The organism is Parabacteroides sp. PFB2-10 (assembly GCF_029893085.1).
Taxonomy (GTDB): domain Bacteria; phylum Bacteroidota; class Bacteroidia; order Bacteroidales; family Tannerellaceae; genus QVMG01.
In genome coordinates this window covers 23,807-44,972 of the sequence record NZ_JARXWI010000023.1, presented here as the reverse complement: position 1 = coordinate 44,972, position 21,166 = coordinate 23,807, and the positions used below count along the sequence as shown (strand labels likewise).

The 21,166-nt window shown below is 43.4% G+C and carries 14 protein-coding genes; 8 read left to right on the top strand and 6 right to left on the bottom strand.

Going from position 1 to position 21,166, the window contains the following annotated elements; genetic code table 11:
• Window positions 1–79: 79 nt before the first annotated feature.
• From M2137_RS13970 to M2137_RS13950, 5 genes are all read right to left on the bottom strand, one after another.
• Window positions 80–319 carry a hypothetical protein gene (locus M2137_RS13970; protein WP_280767063.1) on the bottom strand — a complete coding sequence of 80 codons (240 nt, stop codon included), beginning with the start codon at window positions 317–319 and terminating at the stop codon, window positions 80–82.
• A 260-nt stretch (window positions 320–579) separates the two neighbouring features.
• Window positions 580–2,487 carry a membrane protein insertase YidC gene (yidC, locus tag M2137_RS13965; protein ID WP_280767062.1) on the bottom strand — a complete coding sequence of 636 codons (1,908 nt, stop codon included), beginning with the start codon at window positions 2,485–2,487 and terminating at the stop codon, window positions 580–582.
• A 21-nt stretch (window positions 2,488–2,508) separates the two neighbouring features.
• The gene (locus tag M2137_RS13960) at window positions 2,509–4,122 is read right to left on the bottom strand and encodes a CTP synthase (RefSeq protein WP_280767061.1); all 1,614 of its coding nucleotides are present in this window, start codon (window positions 4,120–4,122) and stop codon (window positions 2,509–2,511) included.
• 121 nt (window positions 4,123–4,243) lie between these two features.
• Entirely contained in the window at window positions 4,244–5,848 is a 1,605-nt protein-coding gene (locus tag M2137_RS13955; protein ID WP_280767060.1) for a glycosyl hydrolase family 65 protein, read from the bottom strand.
• A gap of 418 nt (window positions 5,849–6,266) precedes the next feature.
• The gene (locus tag M2137_RS13950; protein WP_280767059.1) at window positions 6,267–11,030 is read right to left on the bottom strand and encodes a LamG-like jellyroll fold domain-containing protein; all 4,764 of its coding nucleotides are present in this window, start codon (window positions 11,028–11,030) and stop codon (window positions 6,267–6,269) included.
• A gap of 288 nt (window positions 11,031–11,318) precedes the next feature.
• Between M2137_RS13950 and M2137_RS13945 the strand changes: the two genes are divergently transcribed.
• From M2137_RS13945 to M2137_RS13925, 5 genes are all read left to right on the top strand, one after another.
• Window positions 11,319–15,461 carry a hybrid sensor histidine kinase/response regulator transcription factor gene (locus tag M2137_RS13945; RefSeq protein ID WP_280767058.1) on the top strand — a complete coding sequence of 1,381 codons (4,143 nt, stop codon included), beginning with the start codon at window positions 11,319–11,321 and terminating at the stop codon, window positions 15,459–15,461.
• Between the two features lie 121 nt (window positions 15,462–15,582).
• On the top strand, window positions 15,583–15,855 hold the full coding sequence (locus tag M2137_RS13940; RefSeq protein WP_280767057.1) for a VOC family protein: 273 nt from the start codon (window positions 15,583–15,585) through the stop codon (window positions 15,853–15,855).
• 36 nt (window positions 15,856–15,891) lie between these two features.
• Window positions 15,892–16,422: a methylated-DNA--[protein]-cysteine S-methyltransferase gene (locus M2137_RS13935; RefSeq protein ID WP_280767056.1), complete on the top strand. Its 531-nt coding sequence runs from the start codon at window positions 15,892–15,894 to the stop codon at window positions 16,420–16,422.
• Between the two features lie 34 nt (window positions 16,423–16,456).
• A complete protein-coding gene (locus M2137_RS13930) occupies window positions 16,457–17,179 on the top strand; it encodes a DUF169 domain-containing protein (RefSeq protein WP_280767055.1) in 723 nt (240 codons plus the stop codon).
• Entirely contained in the window at window positions 17,176–18,018 is an 843-nt protein-coding gene (locus tag M2137_RS13925; protein WP_280767054.1) for a hypothetical protein, read from the top strand. The genes M2137_RS13930 and M2137_RS13925 overlap by 4 nt, the downstream gene beginning before the upstream one ends.
• Here the strand turns inward: M2137_RS13925 and M2137_RS13920 are convergent.
• A complete protein-coding gene (locus M2137_RS13920; RefSeq protein WP_280767053.1) occupies window positions 18,005–18,964 on the bottom strand; it encodes a hypothetical protein in 960 nt (319 codons plus the stop codon). The genes M2137_RS13925 and M2137_RS13920 overlap by 14 nt on opposite strands.
• 200 nt (window positions 18,965–19,164) lie before the next feature.
• Between M2137_RS13920 and M2137_RS13915 the strand changes: the two genes are divergently transcribed.
• The 3 genes from M2137_RS13915 (at window position 19,165) to M2137_RS13905 (ending at window position 21,028) form a co-directional block, all read left to right on the top strand.
• Complete coding sequence (locus M2137_RS13915) at window positions 19,165–19,452, top strand: HU family DNA-binding protein (protein WP_280767052.1); 288 nt, start codon at window positions 19,165–19,167, stop codon at window positions 19,450–19,452.
• A 156-nt stretch (window positions 19,453–19,608) separates the two neighbouring features.
• Window positions 19,609–20,262 (top strand): uracil phosphoribosyltransferase, encoded by a 654-nt coding sequence (gene upp, locus M2137_RS13910; protein WP_280767051.1) that lies wholly within the window; start codon window positions 19,609–19,611, stop codon window positions 20,260–20,262.
• 256 nt (window positions 20,263–20,518) lie between these two features.
• Window positions 20,519–21,028, top strand: coding sequence for an RNA polymerase sigma factor (locus M2137_RS13905; protein ID WP_280767050.1), 510 nt, complete (start codon window positions 20,519–20,521; stop codon window positions 21,026–21,028).
• Window positions 21,029–21,166: the final 138 nt, after the last annotated feature.

Sequence of the window (21,166 nt, the reverse complement as noted above, 5' to 3'; positions counted from 1 at the left end):
CAAAAACAACTACAAAAATGACCACGTTTTGAAACGCAACTTTAAGGGGTCAGTTTAAATTGGCCGAAGGGGGTCACGTTCAATGGAATTTCCAGTTTATTTCAGATGCTGATACTTTTTTCTTTCCGTGAGTGGTTCCGGCTTTGCATCGTTGTGCATCGTTATTCCATTTTTTTAGATCCGCCCGGTAACCAACATTAAAATCTATCTTTCCGGATTCATACCTTATGCGTAAGCGTACTTTTCCATCGGGCTTGTATCCAGTCTCTTTTGAGCCTTCTTTGTCAATAAAAAATAATATGTTACGGTTGATATTCATTTTAGTCCCTGTTTAGTCCCCGATTTACAAAAGTAGGGACTAAAAACGGGATATGCAATGATTCTTAAAAATATTTAGTTATATTATTGCTGGTTGTAAATCAATTGATTACATTTGTGTTTGATATTTCAAGATATTACGATTATACGGGCGTTTTGGAGTCTCCAGCTCCACAAAAAATCCCAACTGTATCTGATACAGTTGGGATTTTTTGTGGGTGATTAGGCCGGTTGGCTGTTATCGTTTGTGTTGTTGCATTGTTATCTCTTGCGTTGTTGCTGCTGTTGTTTTTGTTTGCGCAGAACCTCTTCCTGTTGCTTTTGGGCATCTTCGAGGCGCTTCATGAAGCTTGATTTCTTTTGCGGCTTCTTTTTGTTGGACTCGAGTTTGGCCAGGAGCTTTTCTTCGTTGATGAAGAAGCGGAAGGCGATGGTTTGTGCGATGGTCATCAGGGTGGAAATGAAATAATAATAGGTCAAACCGGATGCGTACTGGTTGAAGAATACCAGGAACATCAACGGCATAAAATACATCATTGCCTTCATTCCCGGCATTTGTTGCTGCCCGGTATTGGACATTTCCATGTTGAACTTCGTATAGATGATCTGCGTGACGGTCATCAACAGACAGAACAAGCTGATATGATTACCAAAGTAAGGAGTGATCAAAGGAATATAGGTGTTCCAGCTTACAATCGCATCGTAGGTCGAAAGGTCTTTTGCCCAAAGGAAACTCTCGTGGCGCAGTTCGATGGCCGACGGGAAGAACATGAACAAGGCGATCAGGATCGGCATTTGCAGAAGCATCGGTACACAGCCGCTCATCGGACTGGCGCCGGCTCGGCTGTAGAGTTCCATCGTTGCCTTTTGTCTTTCCATCGCTTTGGCTTCGCCCGGATATTTAGCATTGATCTCTTCCACCTGCGGACGCAATACACGCATCTTGGCAGATGACATATACGACTTGTAAGTCAATGGGAATAGAACAATCTTAACCGCCAGGGTCAACAGGAAGATGATCAGTCCGTAACTGTTGAAGAAACGACCCAGGAAGTCAAACAACGGGATGATGAAATACTGGTTCACCCAACGGAAAACGCTGCTTCCCAACGATACGATACGTTCCAGGTCGAGTTGCTGATCCTTAGGCACCCCTTTGTCGTAAGCTTTCAATAAAGCATAGCTGTTAGGCCCGAAGTAATAGGTGAAGTCGGTCGACTCACGTCCCTGTATATCAATAGGTACGGAGGTCGTCGCTTTGTAGTTCTTCAAGTGTACATCGGAGTTTAGCATTTTAGACTCCAGGGTAGTGCCTTCAAATCCTTCTCCTTCCATAATCAGAACCGTAGAGAAGAACATATCTTTAAATCCGATCCATTTCAGGCGGTTGGATATCTTTTTACTGTCGTTCTTTGCCTCACTCAGTTTCTCTACATCGTCGGATATGAATTTGTAGTGTAGCGCGGCATAGCGGTCTTCAAACTTACGTCCCTTTTCCTGCTGGCGGATATCCTGTTGCCAGATCAGGTCCAGTGCAGTGGTCGATGGCGACAACATACCGTTCATCCCGACCGCTTTGATGGAGTAAGTCATCATATAGTCGTCGGGCGTTAATGTATAGATAAAATCCAGGTAACTATCCGTATCCGTAGCCAAGCGCATGGTGATGCTATTCGGATCATTTCCTTTTATCGGCGTAAAGAACAGGTCGCGGGTATTCAGTATACGATTGCTGGCTGTGATCAGGGTGAAGTCGAACGTAACCTCATCCTTATCGAACAACACCAGTGGATCACCATTGTAGTTGTCGTACTCTTTCAACCGGGCGTAGGCCACATGCCCTCCCTTGTTGCTCAGGCGGATTTCCACTTTGTCGTTTTCCAGTGTGGCAAATCCTTCCGTTCCCGACAGGGCATTGGCGAAAATACCAAAATTGTTTTGCAGGCGCACTTGTTGCAATGAATCGCTTGCTTCTGCTGAAATAGGATCAGCCTCTTTGGCTACCGCCTCTTTCTCCATTTCTACTTGTTGCAGATATTCTATCTTCGCGATAGAGTCCTGGTATCTGCGTTGGGCTTCTATTTGTTCCGGGGTTGGCCGATTCAGCCAGCTGAAAACAAACAAGACCAGCCCGATCAATATGAACCCTAAAATTGTATTCTTATCCATTTATATTCAGTTGATGTATATTCAGTCTTTCTTTTGATTGTCTATGGCTGCTTTCACAAAGTTCAGGAAAAGAGGATTCGGGTTTACCACCGTGCTGTTGTATTCCGGATGATACTGCACCCCTACATACCAGCGGTGCGAAGGCAGTTCGACTACCTCTACCAGGTTGGTTTCCGGATTTCTTCCCGCGCACAGCATGCCGGCTTTTTCGAACTCTTCCTTGTATTCATTGTTGAACTCAAAACGATGGCGATGGCGCTCCTGGATCAATTCTTTCCCATAAGCCGCGTATGTCTTGGATCCCTCTTTGAGAAGACAGTCGTAAGCACCCAGACGCATCGACCCACCCATATTGGTAATGTTCTTCTGCTCTTCCATCAGGTCGATCACAGGGTAGGGGGTAGTCCGCTCCATTTCGGTCGAATTGGCCTCTTTCAAGCCTAAGACGTTGCGGGCAAATTCGATAACCATGCATTGCATACCCAGGCAGATTCCTAAGAGCGGAACATCGTTCTCACGCGCGTATTTCAAAGCGGCCAGTTTCCCCTCGATACCCCGCTGCCCGAATCCGGGAGCAATTAGGATGCCATCCATGTCTTTCAATAGCTCAGCCACGTTCTTATCGGTTACCTTTTCGGAATGGATTGTATGGAGATCTAAGCGTCTTCCGTTGTAAATAGCTGCCTGCTGCAATGATTCGTCAATTGATTTATAGGCATCCTGCAGTTCGACATATTTACCGACCAGTCCGATCTTTACATCTTTCTTAGCCGCCACCTTCTTGTCGAGGAAGGCTCTCCATTGTTTCATATCGGGTGTCGGTCCAACTTCCAGCCCCACACGTTGCAATACGATCTCATCCATTTTCTGGCGTTGCAACACCAAAGGCACTTCATAGATGGTCGGCACGTCGATAGATTGAACAACGGCATTCTCCGCCACGTTGCAGAATAGAGCCACTTTGCGCGTGATCGACTGGTTTAGCTCATGTTCGGTACGCAATACCAGGATGTCCGGCTGTATACCCAGTTCCTGCAATTGTTTGACAGAGTGTTGGGTCGGCTTTGTTTTGTATTCTTTTGCCGCGGCGATGTAGGGCACGTATGTCAGATGCACACAGAGGCAGTTCTTGCCTAATTCCCATTTCAACTGACGCACGCTTTCAATATAAGGCAGAGATTCGATATCCCCCACAGTACCACCGATCTCGGTGATCACAAAATCAAATTTGTATTTTGAGCCCAGCAATTTTACATTGCGTTTGATCTCGTCGGTGATATGCGGAACCACTTGTACAGTTTTGCCTAAGAAATCACCCCGGCGTTCCTTGTTGATTACACTTTGATAGATACGACCGGTAGTAATGTTGTTCTCTTTGGTCGTTTGTGTGTTGAGGAATCGTTCGTAATGCCCCAGGTCGAGGTCCGCCTCGTGCCCGTCGACGGTCACGTAACATTCCCCATGTTCATACGGATTGAGTGTACCCGGATCAATATTGATGTAAGGGTCAAACTTCTGGATGGTCACTTTATAGCCTCTGGCTTGTAGCAATTTACCCAGTGATGCGGAAACAATCCCTTTCCCTAAAGAAGAAACAACGCCCCCGGTAACGAAAATGTACTTTGTATCTGCCACGATAGTAATATTTTAGTTTCTTAATATGCAGTTTATTTTAAAAACGACAAAGTTAGTCAATTTCGTTTATATACCCCACGGTGTTGGGCTTAATTTATGCGAAAGTCAATTGAGGATTTATTTATAACTCCACCTTCAATTTCCCGATAGTTTCGTTTTGCGCTTTCATTTCACCATCGACAAATACCATCAAACCACGTCCTTTTCCGTATTTTGTACCTTCCCGGTCATATAATACGGTAATGGTTTTTCCTTTATAGCTCACTCCGTCCAGGCAGAACCATTCCCAAGCTTTGTCGGGTATCAAAGGGTTAACAACAAGCGAATTATCATCCTGCGTTCGGATGCCTACCAATCCGGAGATAAGGTTGTCGCAATAGGTCGAATGGTTGTAGTCTTTTCCTCGCTCCACGCCTCCCTTTTCATCCGACCATCTGCCATCTTTCCAGGCTTTCAGACGTGTACGCGAAATCCAATCGCCTGTATATGGATTCTGATTCTCATCAATCCAGGGGAGGATATTGCCTTCTTCATCTACGATTCTATGCGATAGGCTGTATTTCACAAACTGCTCGTAATAATCCGCTTTGGTTACAACATCCTGTTCGTAGTTATTCAATAGATTAGCAAGCGCAGTCAGCGTAACAGAGGTGGAGTAGGGCCAAACCGGACCGTTCCATTGACATTCGTGTCCTTTGTAAGTGATGATAAACCGGGGATGAGATTGTTCGGCTGTTGTCAGACCATAGGGAGCGTTAAATCCGTCATTTCGTTTGATATATTCCCAAGCCTTTTCATAGCCTTTTCCTTCGGTCGGCAGATTGAAATACCAGGGCGTATAACCATGCTGTTCCCTGACATCGACCCATTGGTCGTTTTTCTCCGAGCGTGTTTTGAAGAACGTAGCCTTTTTATCCCACAGTCCATTTAAAACAAGGTTTTTAATCGTGTCTGCTTTCAGGCGATAGATTGTTTGAATCTCTTTTTGGCCAAGCTTTTCAGCCATCTTAGCAATGGCCATGGCATCGCCATACATATATGAATTGATTGTCGGGCGTTTGCCGCTTCCGCCAATTTGCATTTCCATGGCATCGCGGTCGTCGTATGTGCTGAATAATCCGTCGCTGTTTCTTCCGATAAAGTGGCCATGATGCTGCCAACCCTTTTCCCAAGCCTGGTAGTTGGTGATTAAATCGGGCAATAATTCCAAGGCTACAGGATCTTGCGTTACATTGAAATATTCCCACAGAGAGTTTGCTGCCCAGAAGCTATACATGCGCGGATTTCCTTCGGTAAACCAGAATTTAGCATACGCATGCAGAAATTCATTGTTTTTCAACCAACGTCCTTCATAAAAATGATGCCCAGCCGCGCAGGATATCGAATTGTATTTCCCCGCCCAGTTGACCGTTGGCAGGAATTCTGAAATGATAAAGCCGGTTGGCGTTTGTTTTATATGCTTGCGGAATGTCCACCAACGAAAATAATAGGTCGTTTCAATCTCCTTATCAGGACACTCGAAAAAGGGAATATTCTTCTCCAGAAACCCCCAGGCGTTTTGATTGGGAATATATTGGGGATAGAGCTCGTTGTCGTTTTCATTGAACTTTTCGATATAAAACCGGAAATCAGCCGGGTTTAATACGAAGTGATCCTGGGCATTGACTTTTAATCCTAAGAGAATCATAAAAGCAATGATGATACCTAAAGTGAAGTGCCTTTTCATATTTTCTTCTTCTTTATTATGTATTATCCCCCTTTCCTATTTAGTGGGAATCAGGTAATGCTTTCTTTCCAAGTCGAAGTCCAACAGTCTGTAAAAATACGAAAAAGTTTTAAATCCCAATTGAAGATCGGCCTTAGCCAATCGATCTATCTTCCCATTCTTTCCAATCTGAAGAATTTATCGCTGCCCCGTTCTTATACCCCTGCCTCTTGAAATGTTAAAATGTGGATTGTAAGCAAAAAGCTTCTTTTACTTACAATCCCATACGTTAAAAAGTGTTTCTCCCGGGAGTTTGTCTCCAAAGTCCCGCTTTTTTGCGCGCAAAGTCCCGTTGAAATTACAAATCGTAAATTAGAGGTTTTGCCGGAAATGATCAAATTAACGTTTGTTCACATTGTTGTGGGTATCTAAATCAGGTTTATCTTTTCCATATTTTTTTCACCCAACCCGAACTGCCTTTTACAATCATCAGACCTTCGTTGTTGTCGTTCAGATTGATTTGTATTTCACCGATACCTTTTTGGGTTGTATACAGGCATTTTCCCGTCAGCGTGAAGAGGTTCACCGTTTCTTTTTGCGGGCTTTTGATATACAATAGATCACCTATGATATAAACATAGAGGCTATCCTCTTCAACGGAATCGATGGCGGTCGTTTCCTCAACGCTGACTTCGCAGATGGCAGTGAGGCCGCTATCTTGTGAGACCGCAATAATAACGGTCCATCCGGAAGCGACAGCTGTAACCTCCCCTTCATTGGATACCGTTGCAACGGAGGGATTGCTACTGATCCATTTTACCGATTTATCTGTTGCGTTCGAGGGTTTTATTGTTGTTGTTAAAACCTTTTTCTCTCCTTTTACCATAGATAAACTAACGGCACTGAGCAAGATGTCAGTTACTCTAATCTCATTTTGAGTCGTACTTTTTACGGTGATTTCCGATATGCAACTGGTTTTTCCGTCTTGTGTGACTGCTTTGATTTTAGCCTTTCCCGTTGATTTAGCAACCACGACTCCGTCTATCACATCGACTACATTTCGATTGTCGGATGACCATATCAAATTGCCTAACACGGCATTGTCTGGGAAAGCATATACGATAAATTTAAACAGATCTCCTACCTCCATCTCTTTTGACGCCAGGTTCATTTTTATGGATGCCGGCTTCTCGCCCATAAGCGCTTGAATCTCTTTTGCGGTTAATGCACGGTTGTAGATGCGGAATTCATCCAATAGACAGGTAGAGTAGGGATCTGAACTCCATTGTGACCGGACAAGATAATTTTGCATGGTTACTCCCATACTTTTGGGAGCAATCAATGTCGCGCTGGTCTCTTCGAATATCTGTTCGCCATTGACATACATACGGAATGTGTTGGTCGCCATATCCTGCGTTATGCTCAGATACACCCATTCATTTGTTGGCAGGGCATACTCCGTGGCTGCCACATATTCGCCCTCAGGGCCTATGATCTTATAGCGCACATTGTTTCCCGCTTTGGGGCATAACATCATAAAGACGCCGGAGCCGTTGCCAAAGTCAAACACGCGAGAGTTGCCCGATATCGAAGCATAATTTGCCCAGGTGGTCACGGTGAAGTCTTCCAGTTCGCTCACAATACCATCGGCCAAATGCACATACGATTTCTCTGACGCATCGAAAGAAATGGCAGCATTACTTTTTCCATTCTCCCATACAGCTCCATTTAACAAGGTTCCATGATAGCCTCCCCAGGCATCGTATGTGGTTTCATCCTGCCCCTCATTGAATGAGAAGTAGGCATGCTGGTTACTGCGCGGCATAATATGGAAACTTTCGTCAGGCACGAATGCTCCCGCTTTATTATAAGCTTCTACTTTATAATAATAATTTTTGTCATTTTCCAGTTGGTCATCCACATAGCGGTTGCTATCGATTCCTTCCGCGACAACCTCAAACCCTGACGCCTCACCGGAACGAGTAATCGGACTATCCGGATTTTCCGAACGATAAATACGATACATAACATCGTATTGGGAATCCCATGTCAGGGTAGCTTGCTTGTCTCCCGATGAGATATGAAGTCCGGATAGCTCGGTAGGTGCTATGATTGTTTTAGTGGCCACCGTCAGCGCATCGGAATCACTCGTTTCTCCCCGGTTGTTTATGGCTGAAACCGTATAATAATAGGTCGTTGCCTCCTTCAGGTTCGTATCCCTGTAAGTCGTGTCTGTAAAGAATTCTTGTATCGTTTCATACGCCCCATCTATGGCAGATGCCCTTTTCAGATTATACGACCTGGCCTCTTTCAATGCATTCCAGGAGAGATCAAGCATAGTGGAAGAGACTGCTTCGCCCTTTAATCCATCGGGTGCTTCGATTTCCGGATCCAACACAAAAGCGATCTCCCGTGAATAAATAGATGCTGTCTCTTTGTAGCTGATCGCTTTTACGCGATAGACCGCAGATTGGGAGCCCACTTCAATGGGGAATACGACATTTCCGCCATAGGTATAATCGGTTGTTGCATAAATGGTATCCAGTATGGCAAACTCGTTTTCGCTCGCCTGTTTGCGTTCTACTACATAACAACGACCTGTTTCTCCATTGTGATCATACCATTTCAGGGTGAAGGTTTTATAATCATCCGACAGGCTCGTCTGAATCCAAGGCGGAGCAATTTTCCATGTATGTATATACTCACCGGCTTTTTTGAAACCGACTTTCGATTGGAGTTCGGCAAATACTTTTCCGGCAGGGGTCAGTTTTCCGCCCAGTTCAATAGCTCGTGCATCCTGTACCCAGTTGTAAAAGAAATGATGTTCCAGCTTATCTAATTTCTCCATGTGAGCAAGAATCTCTGCCAGCTTCTTCCTTTGTTGTTCCGCGTTCTCCGGAGACAAAGGTTTGTTGACGGTTGTTACATTTCCGTTTTCATCATAGATTATATTCAGGTCTGCATCGCGCTTAGGCCCGGAGGCTGTTGCCCAAGACTCGTTTGTCCAGTTAGCTCCGTTGTTCCATTCCGTGATCCAGAGGGGGCGGCCGTTTGCGTTAGTAGATGTGGCGCTGACCATCCAATCCCACCAACTGGTCGGCTGATACTGATAAGCATGGGAAACGACAAAGTCTACGCGGTAATTCAACGAGTCGCAAATGGCCATAAACTGATTGAGCCATGAATGAGGAGTAGAAGAGGGAACCGGAGAACCGATACGCAACCCGGATTTGAATATTTCCGGCCACTGGGAGATAGCATCGTCTACGATAATGTCTGCCTGGTCGGGTCTTTCCGGTTCGTTGTATCCCAACACATGCGACACATTGTTTCTGGAGTTGATAATATCAAACGATTGCCATCCGAGGTTATGACGCATCGGCACATATTCCGTATCTATATTTTCGGTATTGGCAGCCGCATCCCAATCGTAAGATATGGTCGGACCTGCTTCATTCAGGGCATCACTTCCGACTCCGCCTGCCCATCCTTTTTTCGATGTCCATTCCCATTTAAACACGCGAACAAAAGAGACAAAGCCTTCCATTCCTTCAGGCATTTCCGCTACTTCCACATCTTCATCACTGGCAATAAAAACCCGACTGAAACCCGTACCATTAGGATTGTTCGCCAACGTGGCAGAGAAACCTTTTTTGAGTTTGAAAGATTGTATTTTATTATCGAAATCTCCCAGATTATTATGGTATTTATTGATCTCGAAAGATCTGGATTCACCGCTAAAGTTCTTTTCGGTATAAACCGTCAAGGCCTGCTTAGCGAGGTTCATGCCGTTAGGGATGATTACAGTTCCTGAAGCATAGATGGCTATACGATCCTTCTCTTCATTGAACGGCTGTCCGTTTATCTTTATATATTGTAGCCAGTCTGATTTCACTTTCGAAGGCTTGACAGCATTAAAATACAACCAGCTATCATCAGATGTCAGATCTATCTCGCTGTTCCGGATAGGCGTCTTTGAGGTCAATCTGATGTTTGAGTTTCCGGAAACCGTTACTTTCGAGTTGATAAAAGCGGCTATTTCAGTATCCTGATCCGTTATGTCGACCGGCATTTGTACAGTAGATCCGGAAGTGACAGGCGCGTATGCTCCGCTATTGTCGAAAGAGACTTTAGTGATCTGCATATCGACAGCTCCTTGAGGATAATTCTTCCCGATAATGATACGAGGAGCTATGTCTTGTTCAGTCAGGGATAGGTTTCCTATTGCCCAAAGTGCCTTGTCATTACAAGAGATGAGGATGTAATAGGTGCCTCCCGTTTCATCTGTTTCAAAAAGTACCTCCCGTTTATCCAGGTTATTTCTACCTGAGTTTCCATAATGCACACTTTTAATCAGTTCTTCTCCGGTGTTTTTCTTACTTATAGACAGTTCTATTTTCCCGCCATTATCTGAATTGTTTACCCAACCGGAATACAGAGAGAATTTATAGGATGTATTCGGTTTGAGGTTGCTCAACGGGTAATAATAATAAGTGCTGGTTGAAATGCTTCCATCCCACCGGATGTAAAATACCCTTCCTGCATATTTGGCTCCGCTATATTGCATAGTGTGTTTCTCCGTATCAAGAAATCGAATTCCGCTTCCTGCATTTAAATTGTTCCAGCTAAGGCTTTCCGTGCTTCCCCATCCCATTTCATCAGGTCTTACTGTCGATGATCCGGAATTCTCGCCCAAGCTCCCTTCAATCAGATTCTCGCCTCCTGCATCCGGCAACGTTGTTATCTCTTCGCCATCAACCAAATCATAGATATCTTCCAAAGACTTTGAATCAAGGTAAGTCCCATTTTGGTAAATATGAACCATAGTTCCTTCCACCGCATAACGAAGTGTCTGCTCTTCGGTTGATGAGAAGTTCAATGTCGAAGGGTTTGTCAATGAACTTGTCCACAAGAATTTCTCTGCTCCGATAGAAGTCCGGAAACCGGAACGGTTTTTTTTTCTGGCTTCGATGTCCAGTCCGCGGCCTTCAGCAGACATTATCTTTCCGGTTACTTCTACTGTAAAATCCGCTGTGTACTCAAAGGGGATCATCATTGTATCCACTTCATTGCTTTTCGTAAAACTGCGATTTCCGGAAAACAGGGTGTTTGCCAATTTTTCTTTTGCTGCCAGGTCTGGCTCCTGCGCACGTATGCTAAAACAGACGAATAGCATAAGGCATAATAGTAATGCTCTCTTCATGATAAAGTAGAATTTAAGAATTAATAAATAGAGTAATATTTGTTTGTCGTATTAAACCTGGCTTAACAATCGCATTTTGCTGGAGGCAAATAAAAGTCATTTTGCAGAGGTGACGGGATGTGATTTACTCAAAAAGGAAGACAAAGGGAAGGCCTGGGCAAATTGTCGTCCTTTTTGAATTTAAATTATCTATTATTAAAAACAACTTCACTTTTTGTTCTATCCAAAATTTGTATTTTTGTTTCGTTATCCGAATCATTTTAGCACAGTAAAACACAAGCGAATATCATGAAGGGGATCTGTTGTTCATGCAGCAAATATCTGTATGTTTTCTTTTTTCTGAGTAATCTGTTCATCGTGTCCGGCAGTGCCTATGCCGAATCCTATAAATTCAATCATATAACCATTGAAGACGGACTACCCTCCTCCGAGATATACCAGATATATCAGGATAAAGAGGGGTATATGTGGTTTGCTACCCGAAATGGGTTATGCCAATATGATGGGTATTCGATTCGTACTTACAAATCGAACCTGTACACACCTGAACTGCTTACAAACAATACCATCTATTGTGTTGCCGAAGACAATGATTCCCGCTTATGGATAGGCACATACAGCGGGCTAAACGTGCTGCATAAAAAGACCGGCATGCTTCAACAGATAACCCACGAAATGCTCTTAGGCCGATGGATCAGTAAATTGCTTATCACAAAAAACGGAGACTTGATTTTAGGAACTGAAAACGGTGTGTTCAGATATAATCCCGAAACAGAAGAATGCTCATTGATAAATTCCAGCGGAGGTGTCAAAGCTTTGATTCAGGACAGTCATGATTTTATTTGGATTGGAACATGGTCCAGTGGCATTTTCCGTTATGATCTTGCAGAAAATAAGACTTACAGCTATCCTTCATTCACTCCGAATAATTCTTGTTATTCGCTTTATGAAGATCAGAGAAAACGCATTTGGGTAGGGACTTGGGATGCCGGGCTTTTCGTTATCAGGAATCCGTATGATATGGATAATCTCCAGGTAAAAGGGTATAGTCACGACCAAAGTATGTCAAGCAGCATCGCCGACAACTATATATATGAGATATCGGAGGATCTGAATACCGGTATGATATGGGTAGGAACGCGAAATGGACTGAGCATTCTGATCGATGAGAATGAAGGGCGTTTTCAAACAATCTTACCTGACAACTCTAAAAATTCCATTTCATTCAAAACTATCAGTTCTCTTTTGCGTGACAAAGAAGGTACGATATGGATTGGCACAATGGGAGGAGGCGTGAATAGCACATGGACACGCAAAAGCGAGTTTAACAGCAACAACCTGGAAGAGGTAAAACATGAATATATTAGCACATCATCAGTAAGAGATATCATGGTAGACCAAAACGGACTTATCTGGATCGCCCTCGACAACCGAGGATTCTTACTCTACAACAGGATAACAGGGAAATATACTTACAATACGGACTCTCCCGATTTTCACGAATTCGGACGGTTACCAACTATTAATACAATCAAACAATCGCCGACAACCGGAAAAATATGGATTGGTACATTCGACTGGGGGCTTTATCAATATGACGAAAAAGCACCGGCGGGACAACGTGTCAAACTTTATAACAGAACGACGGCTCCCTGGATGTCGAATCAATGCGTTTTCACCATACAAGAAGACTCACGGCAGTTAACCTGGCTTGGTTTTAGGAATGGATTGATGGTAGTTACCCCTCAGGATGAAGGGATCAGCCTGAATGATGCAAAAATCAGGTCTACCTCTTTTTATTCATTTTCTTTCGTGGATATAACAGAAGATGAAGATGGAGGAATTTGGGCTGCCACCTCAAATGGAGGGATCGTGCGTATCATTGGTGACCCACGCGAAAAAGAGGACCTGCATATACAGGAATATTCGCCGGAAAACAAAAAACTTAATAATAGCTTTGCCACCTGCTTATTCATAGACAAGCAAAAGCGCCTATGGGCCGGCACGGAAGGAGGTGGATTAAGTCTGTACAACAAAGAAACTGATTCTTTTCTTCCGGTTCATCAACGATTAAATCTTCCCGGGGATGATATTTTCAGTATTCAGGAAGATACGAAAGGGAATCTGTGGATAGGATCCAATGTCGGGTTGATCAAATTACAAATACCCCATAATACCGATTCTGCCAAATATAGTCTATATACCTCTTCCGATGGCCTGCAAGACAACCTTTTCAATCGTAACGCCGCTTTTACGGATATTAACGGTGAAATGTTCTTTGGAGGACATTTTGGCTATAATTCCTTTTTCCCAGATCGCATGAGTGAAGAGAACACATTCCCTCCCATTGTTATCACCGACATTAAAATATTTAATAAACCATGGGGACAACTCGATCCCAAAGAACAAAATACGATTTCATCCTATGCTCCCGGATTTACTGACAAAATAAAATTGGATTATAATAAAAATAATTTCGAAATAGAATTTGCTGCGTTAGGATATGCGGCCTCTTCTCATATTAAATATGCTTACAAGCTGGAGGGATTTGATATGGATTGGCAATATACGGATGCCAGCCGGAGATTTGCCTATTACAACAATCTAAAAACCGGAAACTATACTTTCTCACTAAAAAACACCAATGCAAACGGCAGTTGGAATGACTCTGTCAAACAGCTACAGGTCACCATCCTGCCTCCACCTTGGGAAACCGCCTGGGCATACCTACTCTACGTATTATTGATTGTACTGGCGGTGTATGGAGGGTATCGATTCGTCAGATACCGGATCAAACTGACGCAAAGCCTTCAGTTAGCTGAGCTGGAACAAGCCAAGCGAGACGAGGTGAATCATTCCAAATTGCAATTCTTCACCAATATCACCCATGAGTTATTGACTCCGTTGACCATTATCTCCGCATCGGTCGATGAGTTAAAGCAAACAGCCCCCGAAAACAAAGAGCAATACCGGGTGATGACAAGCAATGTCAATCGGTTGATTCGTCTGTTACAACAGATATTAGAGTTTCGTAAGGCGGAAACAGGCAATCTAAAACTGAAAGTGTCCCAGGGGGACTTAGCCGGTTTTGTGCGCAATAGCGTAGAAAGCTTTAAACCGTTAATAAAAAAACAACGGATGCATTTCTCTTTGATATGCGATCCGGAATACTTCCCGGCCTATTTCGATCCGGACAAATTGGATAAGATATTGTATAATCTCCTGTCGAACGCGGCAAAATATAATACACCCGGCGCTGCTGTATGGATCGATTTGCAATATGATACGGAAAACGGATGGGCTGTTCTTTCTGTGAAAGATAATGGAAAAGGGATGTCAAAGGAGACGGTAAACAATCTGTTCAAACGCTTTTATGAAGGCGATCACCGTAAGTTTAAAACAGCTGGCACAGGGATTGGCTTATCACTGACAAAAGATTTGGTCTTATTGCACAAAGGAAATATCGAAGTAAATAGTGAACCGGGTAAAGGAAGTGAATTTAAGGTGATCATCCCTATTCGAAAATCTTTCTATTCGCCGGAAGAAATCGACGACAGCATATCTATTCCAGACAGCGAAACTTCGTATTCACTCCCTAACAAAGTCGTTAAGGAAAGCGACACCATCGAACAGCCTCCCCGCGAACACACCATCCTTCTAATCGAAGATAACGACGATTTATTACAATTAATGGTTCGTCTCTTGAGCTTGGACTTTATTGTGCATACCGCAAAAACAGGCACAGAAGGCATCCGCTGCATGGAAAATGAAGAGATCGACCTGGTTGTTTCCGATATTATGATGCCGGAGATGGACGGCATAACATTCTGTAAACAGGTCAAGAACAATCTGGAAACCAGCCATATCCCTATTATTCTGTTGACAGCCAAGAACCGGGAGGAAGACCGCGTGGAGGCATACGAATCGGGTGCTGATGGCTTTATCACCAAGCCGTTTAATCTGAGCGTATTGCATGCGCGCATCAACAACCTGATCAAAGCCAAAGAACGCAATACCCATGATTTCAAAAAACAACTCACCTTCGAGGCGAACGAACTCAATTATACCAGCCTCGACGAAGAGTTTCTGCAACGAGCCATCGACTTAATACACGAACACCTGGATGACCCCGAGTTTGACCAGGTCATGTTCCAGGAGGCCATGGGCACCAGCCGGTCGACACTCTATCGAAAACTCAAATCTCTTACCGGGCTTAACCCCTCTTCTTTTATCCGTAACATACGCATCAAAGCAGCATGCCGGATCATGGAAGAAAAGAGAAATCTGCGTATCTCCGAAGTGGCCTATGCCGTCGGATTCAACGATCCGAAGTATTTCAGTGCATGCTTCAAAAAGGAAATGGGCATGTTGGCCAGCGAATACATGGAGCGCTTTGTTCCCGATTCGCTTCTGAATGAAAAAACCAATTAGGTTTTTGGTGTTTAGATGCCCCTTGAACGGCTTTATAAAATTGCATAAAACATCTGGCAAGCTATTTTGTCAGGTGTTTTTTTATAGGTATTTTTACAAGCAGAACAAATTTGAAATGCATATGAAAATCGAACACATAGCTTTTTGGGTAGATGATATTGAAAAGATGCGGGAGTTTTACCTTTACTACTTCAATCTATCCTGTGGGGATAAATATGTTAATCCCACCAAGAACTACACCTCCTATTTCCTTACCATCAATGAAGGCGGAAGTCGCATTGAACTGATGAACCGGCCGGATACGATAGCAAGTGAACCACGCACATCGGGTGATGGCTACTATGAAAGCGCTGTCCTTGATCCTGAAGGTAACTATATAGAATTATTAGGGTGATTGGTTTGAAACTGTCAATTATAAAAATCGAATAATATGGAACGACTATTTGTCAATATCACTCACATGGAAACTGAATTGGGGTTGATGGTTGCCGCAGCAACGGAGAAAGGGATTTGTATGTTCGAGTTTGCCGACTATAAACTGATCGATTTGGAGCTCAGCCAATTGGGCGAACAGTTCAAAGCCCCGCTTGTACAAGGCGATAATCCGCATTTCAATACCCTTCGTAAGCAGTTGGACGAATATTTCAAAGGAGAACGCAGGGAGTTTGATATTCCGTTGGATCTGGTTGGCACGGAGTTTCAGAAAACTGTCTGGCTTGCTTTACTGAAAATCCCCTACGGCAGCACCACAAGCTACGGAAAGCAAGCCGAACTGATCGGTAAGCCATCCTCTGTTCGAGCAGTTGCCAACGCCAACGGAAAGAATAAAATCTCCATTATCCTGCCCTGCCACCGGGTTGTCGGAGCCGATGGGTCGCTCACAGGGTATGGCGGAGGGCTGTGGAGGAAAAAGAAATTGCTGGAATTTGAGAAAGAAAATATGTCGGCAACTGTTGGATAAGGAATTGATTTATACTTAACAAAACAATAGAACGATGGATATCAATCTTTTTATTAATAATTACAGGGAAGCCTTTGGCGAAAAGGCGGAACTACCAATCGTTTTTTGGTATTCCGATACCCCGCTTGCCAATACCGAAAAGATAAATGGCTGTTTCTTCAAAGGGCTGAAAGCTGTGAGAGAGGGAAATCTCATAAGTCTGAATGCGGAGGTGATTGGCTGTGGAGGAGGAAAGTTCTATACCGGTTTTGCCGAAATGCCCGAACGGGTACCTAACTTTGTTTCGTTGAAAGAAAAATATAAAAAGACGCCCGAAATGGTGGTTGAGTTTATCGAAAACCTGGGTGTGCCGCTTACCAATCGGATGTATCTGAACTTCGCCCGTATCGACAGGGTTGAAACTTTTGACGAGGTAGAAGGCCTCCTGTTCTTAGCTACGCCCGATATACTTTCTGGGTTAACAACATGGGCCTATTTTGACAATAACTCGGAAGACACGGTTACTTCGATGTTTGGTTCAGGCTGTTCGGCTGTGGTAACCAATGCGGTGGTTGAGAATAGCCGAAACGGAAAACGAACGTTTATCGGTCTTTTCGATCCTTCTGTACGTCCTTATGTGGAAGCGAATATCTTAAGTTTTGTCATCCCTATCTCCCGGTTTAAGGAGATGTATTACACCATGCGGGAAAGCAGCCTGTTTGACACGCATGCATGGAAGAAGGTACGTGAACGGATTAACAATGAAATTGTCAAATGACCCATCGTTTACCTTACATACCGGACGAGTTATTACCCATTGTTCAGGGCAAGCTTCATGATTTCAACCAAAGAAGATTTGCGGATAAGGGGTATTACATCGTGTTGTATCCAACCAATAAGTCGCTCTATTATACACTTTGGTTCTACAATCCGGACGCGGAATATCACCCTTTCATTTATTTATTCAACCTGGAATTGGACGCCCTCTCTTCTGTCCGGAAAGCCATGCGTACAATCGCCAATTCCCTATTGCCGCTGGAATTAAAAGAAGAGATCGCTTCCACTCCTTATCAGGGTGATGATATTGTCTTGTTTGGTAAATACCGAGGGCATCACCTTCAATCGATCTACCTGATCGATCCACGTTATATAAACTGGATCGCCGACAAGTATGAAGCGAAAACAAAAAGCGAACGCCGTTTCAAGGAGTTAGCCAAGACTTACAACAAGGTGTTCCTGGATCTTCAAACCAAGAAGAAGTATAAGACCGCCTCCGGCCATTTTGCGGGTAGGCCGGGTGAAAAGATTGAAAACTTGGAATTAACGATTACCAAAGTGCGTGTTGAAGATGATTACTACAAAACCTATCTTGTCGGTGGAGTGGAGTATTTCTATGTCGACCAGTTGCTGACTGCAACCGATTCGGCCGGTAATTATTTTTTGCTGACAATAAAGGCGAAAGACAGAAGTCTTACGTCTAAAACACTTTCACCTGGCACACATCCGTATCAAAAAGATGAAAAAATACATATTGCTTCGGCGAAAGTTTTAAAACAAATAGAATCGCATAACACGAAGTACACGAAGATCGGGTATGTTAAGTTCACAGGGAATTAATAGATTCACGTTGTTTTTTCAGAAAGGCTAACCGCTCCTTTTCACCACATTGTGAAATGAGCGTGGCGTAGCGCTTCAGTGAATCGATCCAGATTCTTTGCTCTTCGCATATCCCCGGATTCTCGGAATGAATGTAGTCGATTCCGAACATATGGAAAGCGCTCAATTGAAAATGTTCTTTACTTACGTAGGTATAGGAGGCCTCCAGGTTAATGCTGGAGATATAAATGTCTACTTCATTACCATTCGCATATTTCCCTTTGTGCGCAATCTCTTCAATTTCATCGATCAGATTGTTCAATTCCTCTTTCATCAATCGGACCTCCTCTCCCGAAACAAGCTCCATTTCATAAAAGAAACGGATGTCTTCGATGAGTGTAGCAAATATGTTTTTATCCCACAATAAGGTGGTATGTGCTACTCCCCGGTGCATATCCGATACCTGATGTGTGATTTCGGAAAGGTTGTCAGGCAAGGTGACGGAACTCATCTTTGGCATACTCTTAATGCCATGAGTCTGATGCAACCAACTGCATACGCGGAATTTAGTTAGTGTCTTATATTGTAAATAATAAAGAAACGGCAAATGACTGGAGGCATTGCTCGCTTTTCCTGTTGGCGTATTCCGCACATATAAATACAGGTTATAGTAACCTTTGAGTATACCGTAAATGTAATCAAACGGGTTTTCCTCTTTCTGCAGATTAAAGGAAAACATGGCACCGTGGGTAACCGAATTGCCGGCGATCTCATCAAGCGACAATCCCAATTCCTTGGCAATGAGAACGACTTCGTAAAAGGAGAAAGGAACATCCCCCCGGATTCGACGATAGGCAGCCTCTTTGCCTATGGATAATGTCTCCATCAGAATATGAAGCACGTTTCGATCGTCAAGCATTTTCTCCTTAACCGCCTCTATCAATTCACTATTAAGCTCTGACTTCATGTTTAGTTCACTTTTGTTGTGTTTTCAATTATCGCAACTAAAATAGTAAAAATACCAATATCATTTCGTTTTTCGAAACAATTACGGCCTATTTTTATACAGTATATTCTGTTATAAAGCCTTGAGTTCGTTAGATAGGTAAATTTGAACACCACACAACGCTTATATTTGTATAGGTTTAATCAGAAACATTAACTATCATGAACAAGAAAGAATTTATCGACGTTTTAGCCCAAAAAGCAGATCTGTCTAAGACAGATGCCAAAAGAGCCCTGGAGGCCTGCATGGAAATCGTAACGGAATGTATGACCAAAAAAGAAGAAATCGTATTGATTGGATTCGGTACCTTATTGCCCAGGCCGCAAAGCAGCCGCCTCGCCAGAAATCCTAAAACGGGTACTCCGGTCATGATCAAGCCGCGTACTACCGTAAAATTCAAACCAGGCAAATTCCTGCTTGAAGCGATGAATGAGGGACATGAAAATTAAAACATTATCAGGATCTGAATCAGGATCAAGGCAGCAGAGAATCTATTTTATACCTCTTATTCTTTTGACGGAAAACAGATAAAAAATAGATTCTTTTTTTTCGTAATAGTTGGCAACAACACCCGTAATGACTACTTTTGACTCCCAAAAAAGTATATGAAGGTTATTTATCTGAACACGCCAAATTCCATCTTAAACAGTTTTGTTGCCGAGCTGCGCGACACCACCATACAGAAAGACAGTATGCGTTTCCGCCGTAACCTGGAACGCATTGGAGAAGTCATGGCTTATGAAATCAGCAAAACATTTTCGTTCACAGAAAAGAATATTCAAACTCCCTTAGGCATAGCTCCAACCTATACACCGGATAACCAAACAGTCCTGGCGACGATCCTGCGTGCAGGAATACCTTATCACCAGGGATTTTTAAGTTATATGGATCACGCAGAGAATGCGTTTGTTTCCGCTTACCGGAAATACAAAGACCGATTGAATTTTGATATCCACATTGAATATATTGCTGCGCCTCCTTTAACCGGAAAAACATTGATCATTACCGACCCGATGCTTGCCACGGGCTCATCGATGGAGCTGGCTTACGAAGCCTTACGCACCAAAGGGGAACCCGCCGAAATCCACTTTGCCGCTATCATTGCCAGCCGGCAAGCGGTCGACTACCTGCAGGAAAAACTGCCGGAAGCGCCCATTACCCTGTGGATTGCTGCCCTCGACGACGACCTGGACGAGCATGCCTATATTGTACCTGGCCTGGGAGATGCCGGTGACCTGGCTTACGGTGAGAAGGAATAAAGGGATGCTTTCTTGAGAATTGTAATCATTTTGTTGAAAATGTCATTTTTCTCAACTTGAAAAGGTTGAATATTCTATTCAAAAACCGCTTCATTTCTTGAAAAACAAAGAACTTTCAATTCTTCAAATATTTTCTTCAAAAAATTGTTTTCCATCTTTTTCGCTCTTCCTACATTCGCATATCGATCAGCGATAAATCAGCGATTTCAGGGAGTAAATAAGGTTTTTATAATAACAGCGAAAAACGATTTTAACAATGACTGCTTTACAATTTCAGACAAGATTACTCAGTTTGCAAGACAACTTATTCAGTTTTGCACTGACACTGACCGCAAACAAGGAAGACGCGCAGGATTTACTGCAAGACACGACACTGAAAGTGTTAGACAACCGCGACAAGTTTACGGACAACACAAACTTCAAAGGTTGGGTGATGACCGTTATGCGTAACATTTTCATCAACAACTACAACCGGATGATCCGCACACATTCTATTATTGATGCCGGAGCCGACCTGTACAATGTAGACTCTTTCGACCATTCAGGCTTTGATTCACCGGAAGGATGCATCGACATGAAAGAGATCAACCGCGCCATTGAAGGCTTGAGTGAAGATATGAAAGTACCTTTTGCCCTTTTCGTAAGCGGATACAAATACGACGAAATATCCGAAATGATGGATATACCTATGGGCACAGTCAAAAGCCGGATATTTGTTGCCCGCCAACGTTTACAAAATGAATTAAAAGATTTTTATTGCAATTAATAACCGTTTCCACATTTAAAGATTTTAGACAAAAAGAAAAAAGAAGGTGAAGCCCCCCGGTTTCACCTTCTTTTTTTTGTATGGGCCTATTGTGTGAGCTCGCTGAAAAAGACTTATCTTTGAGCCTTGACTTAAAGG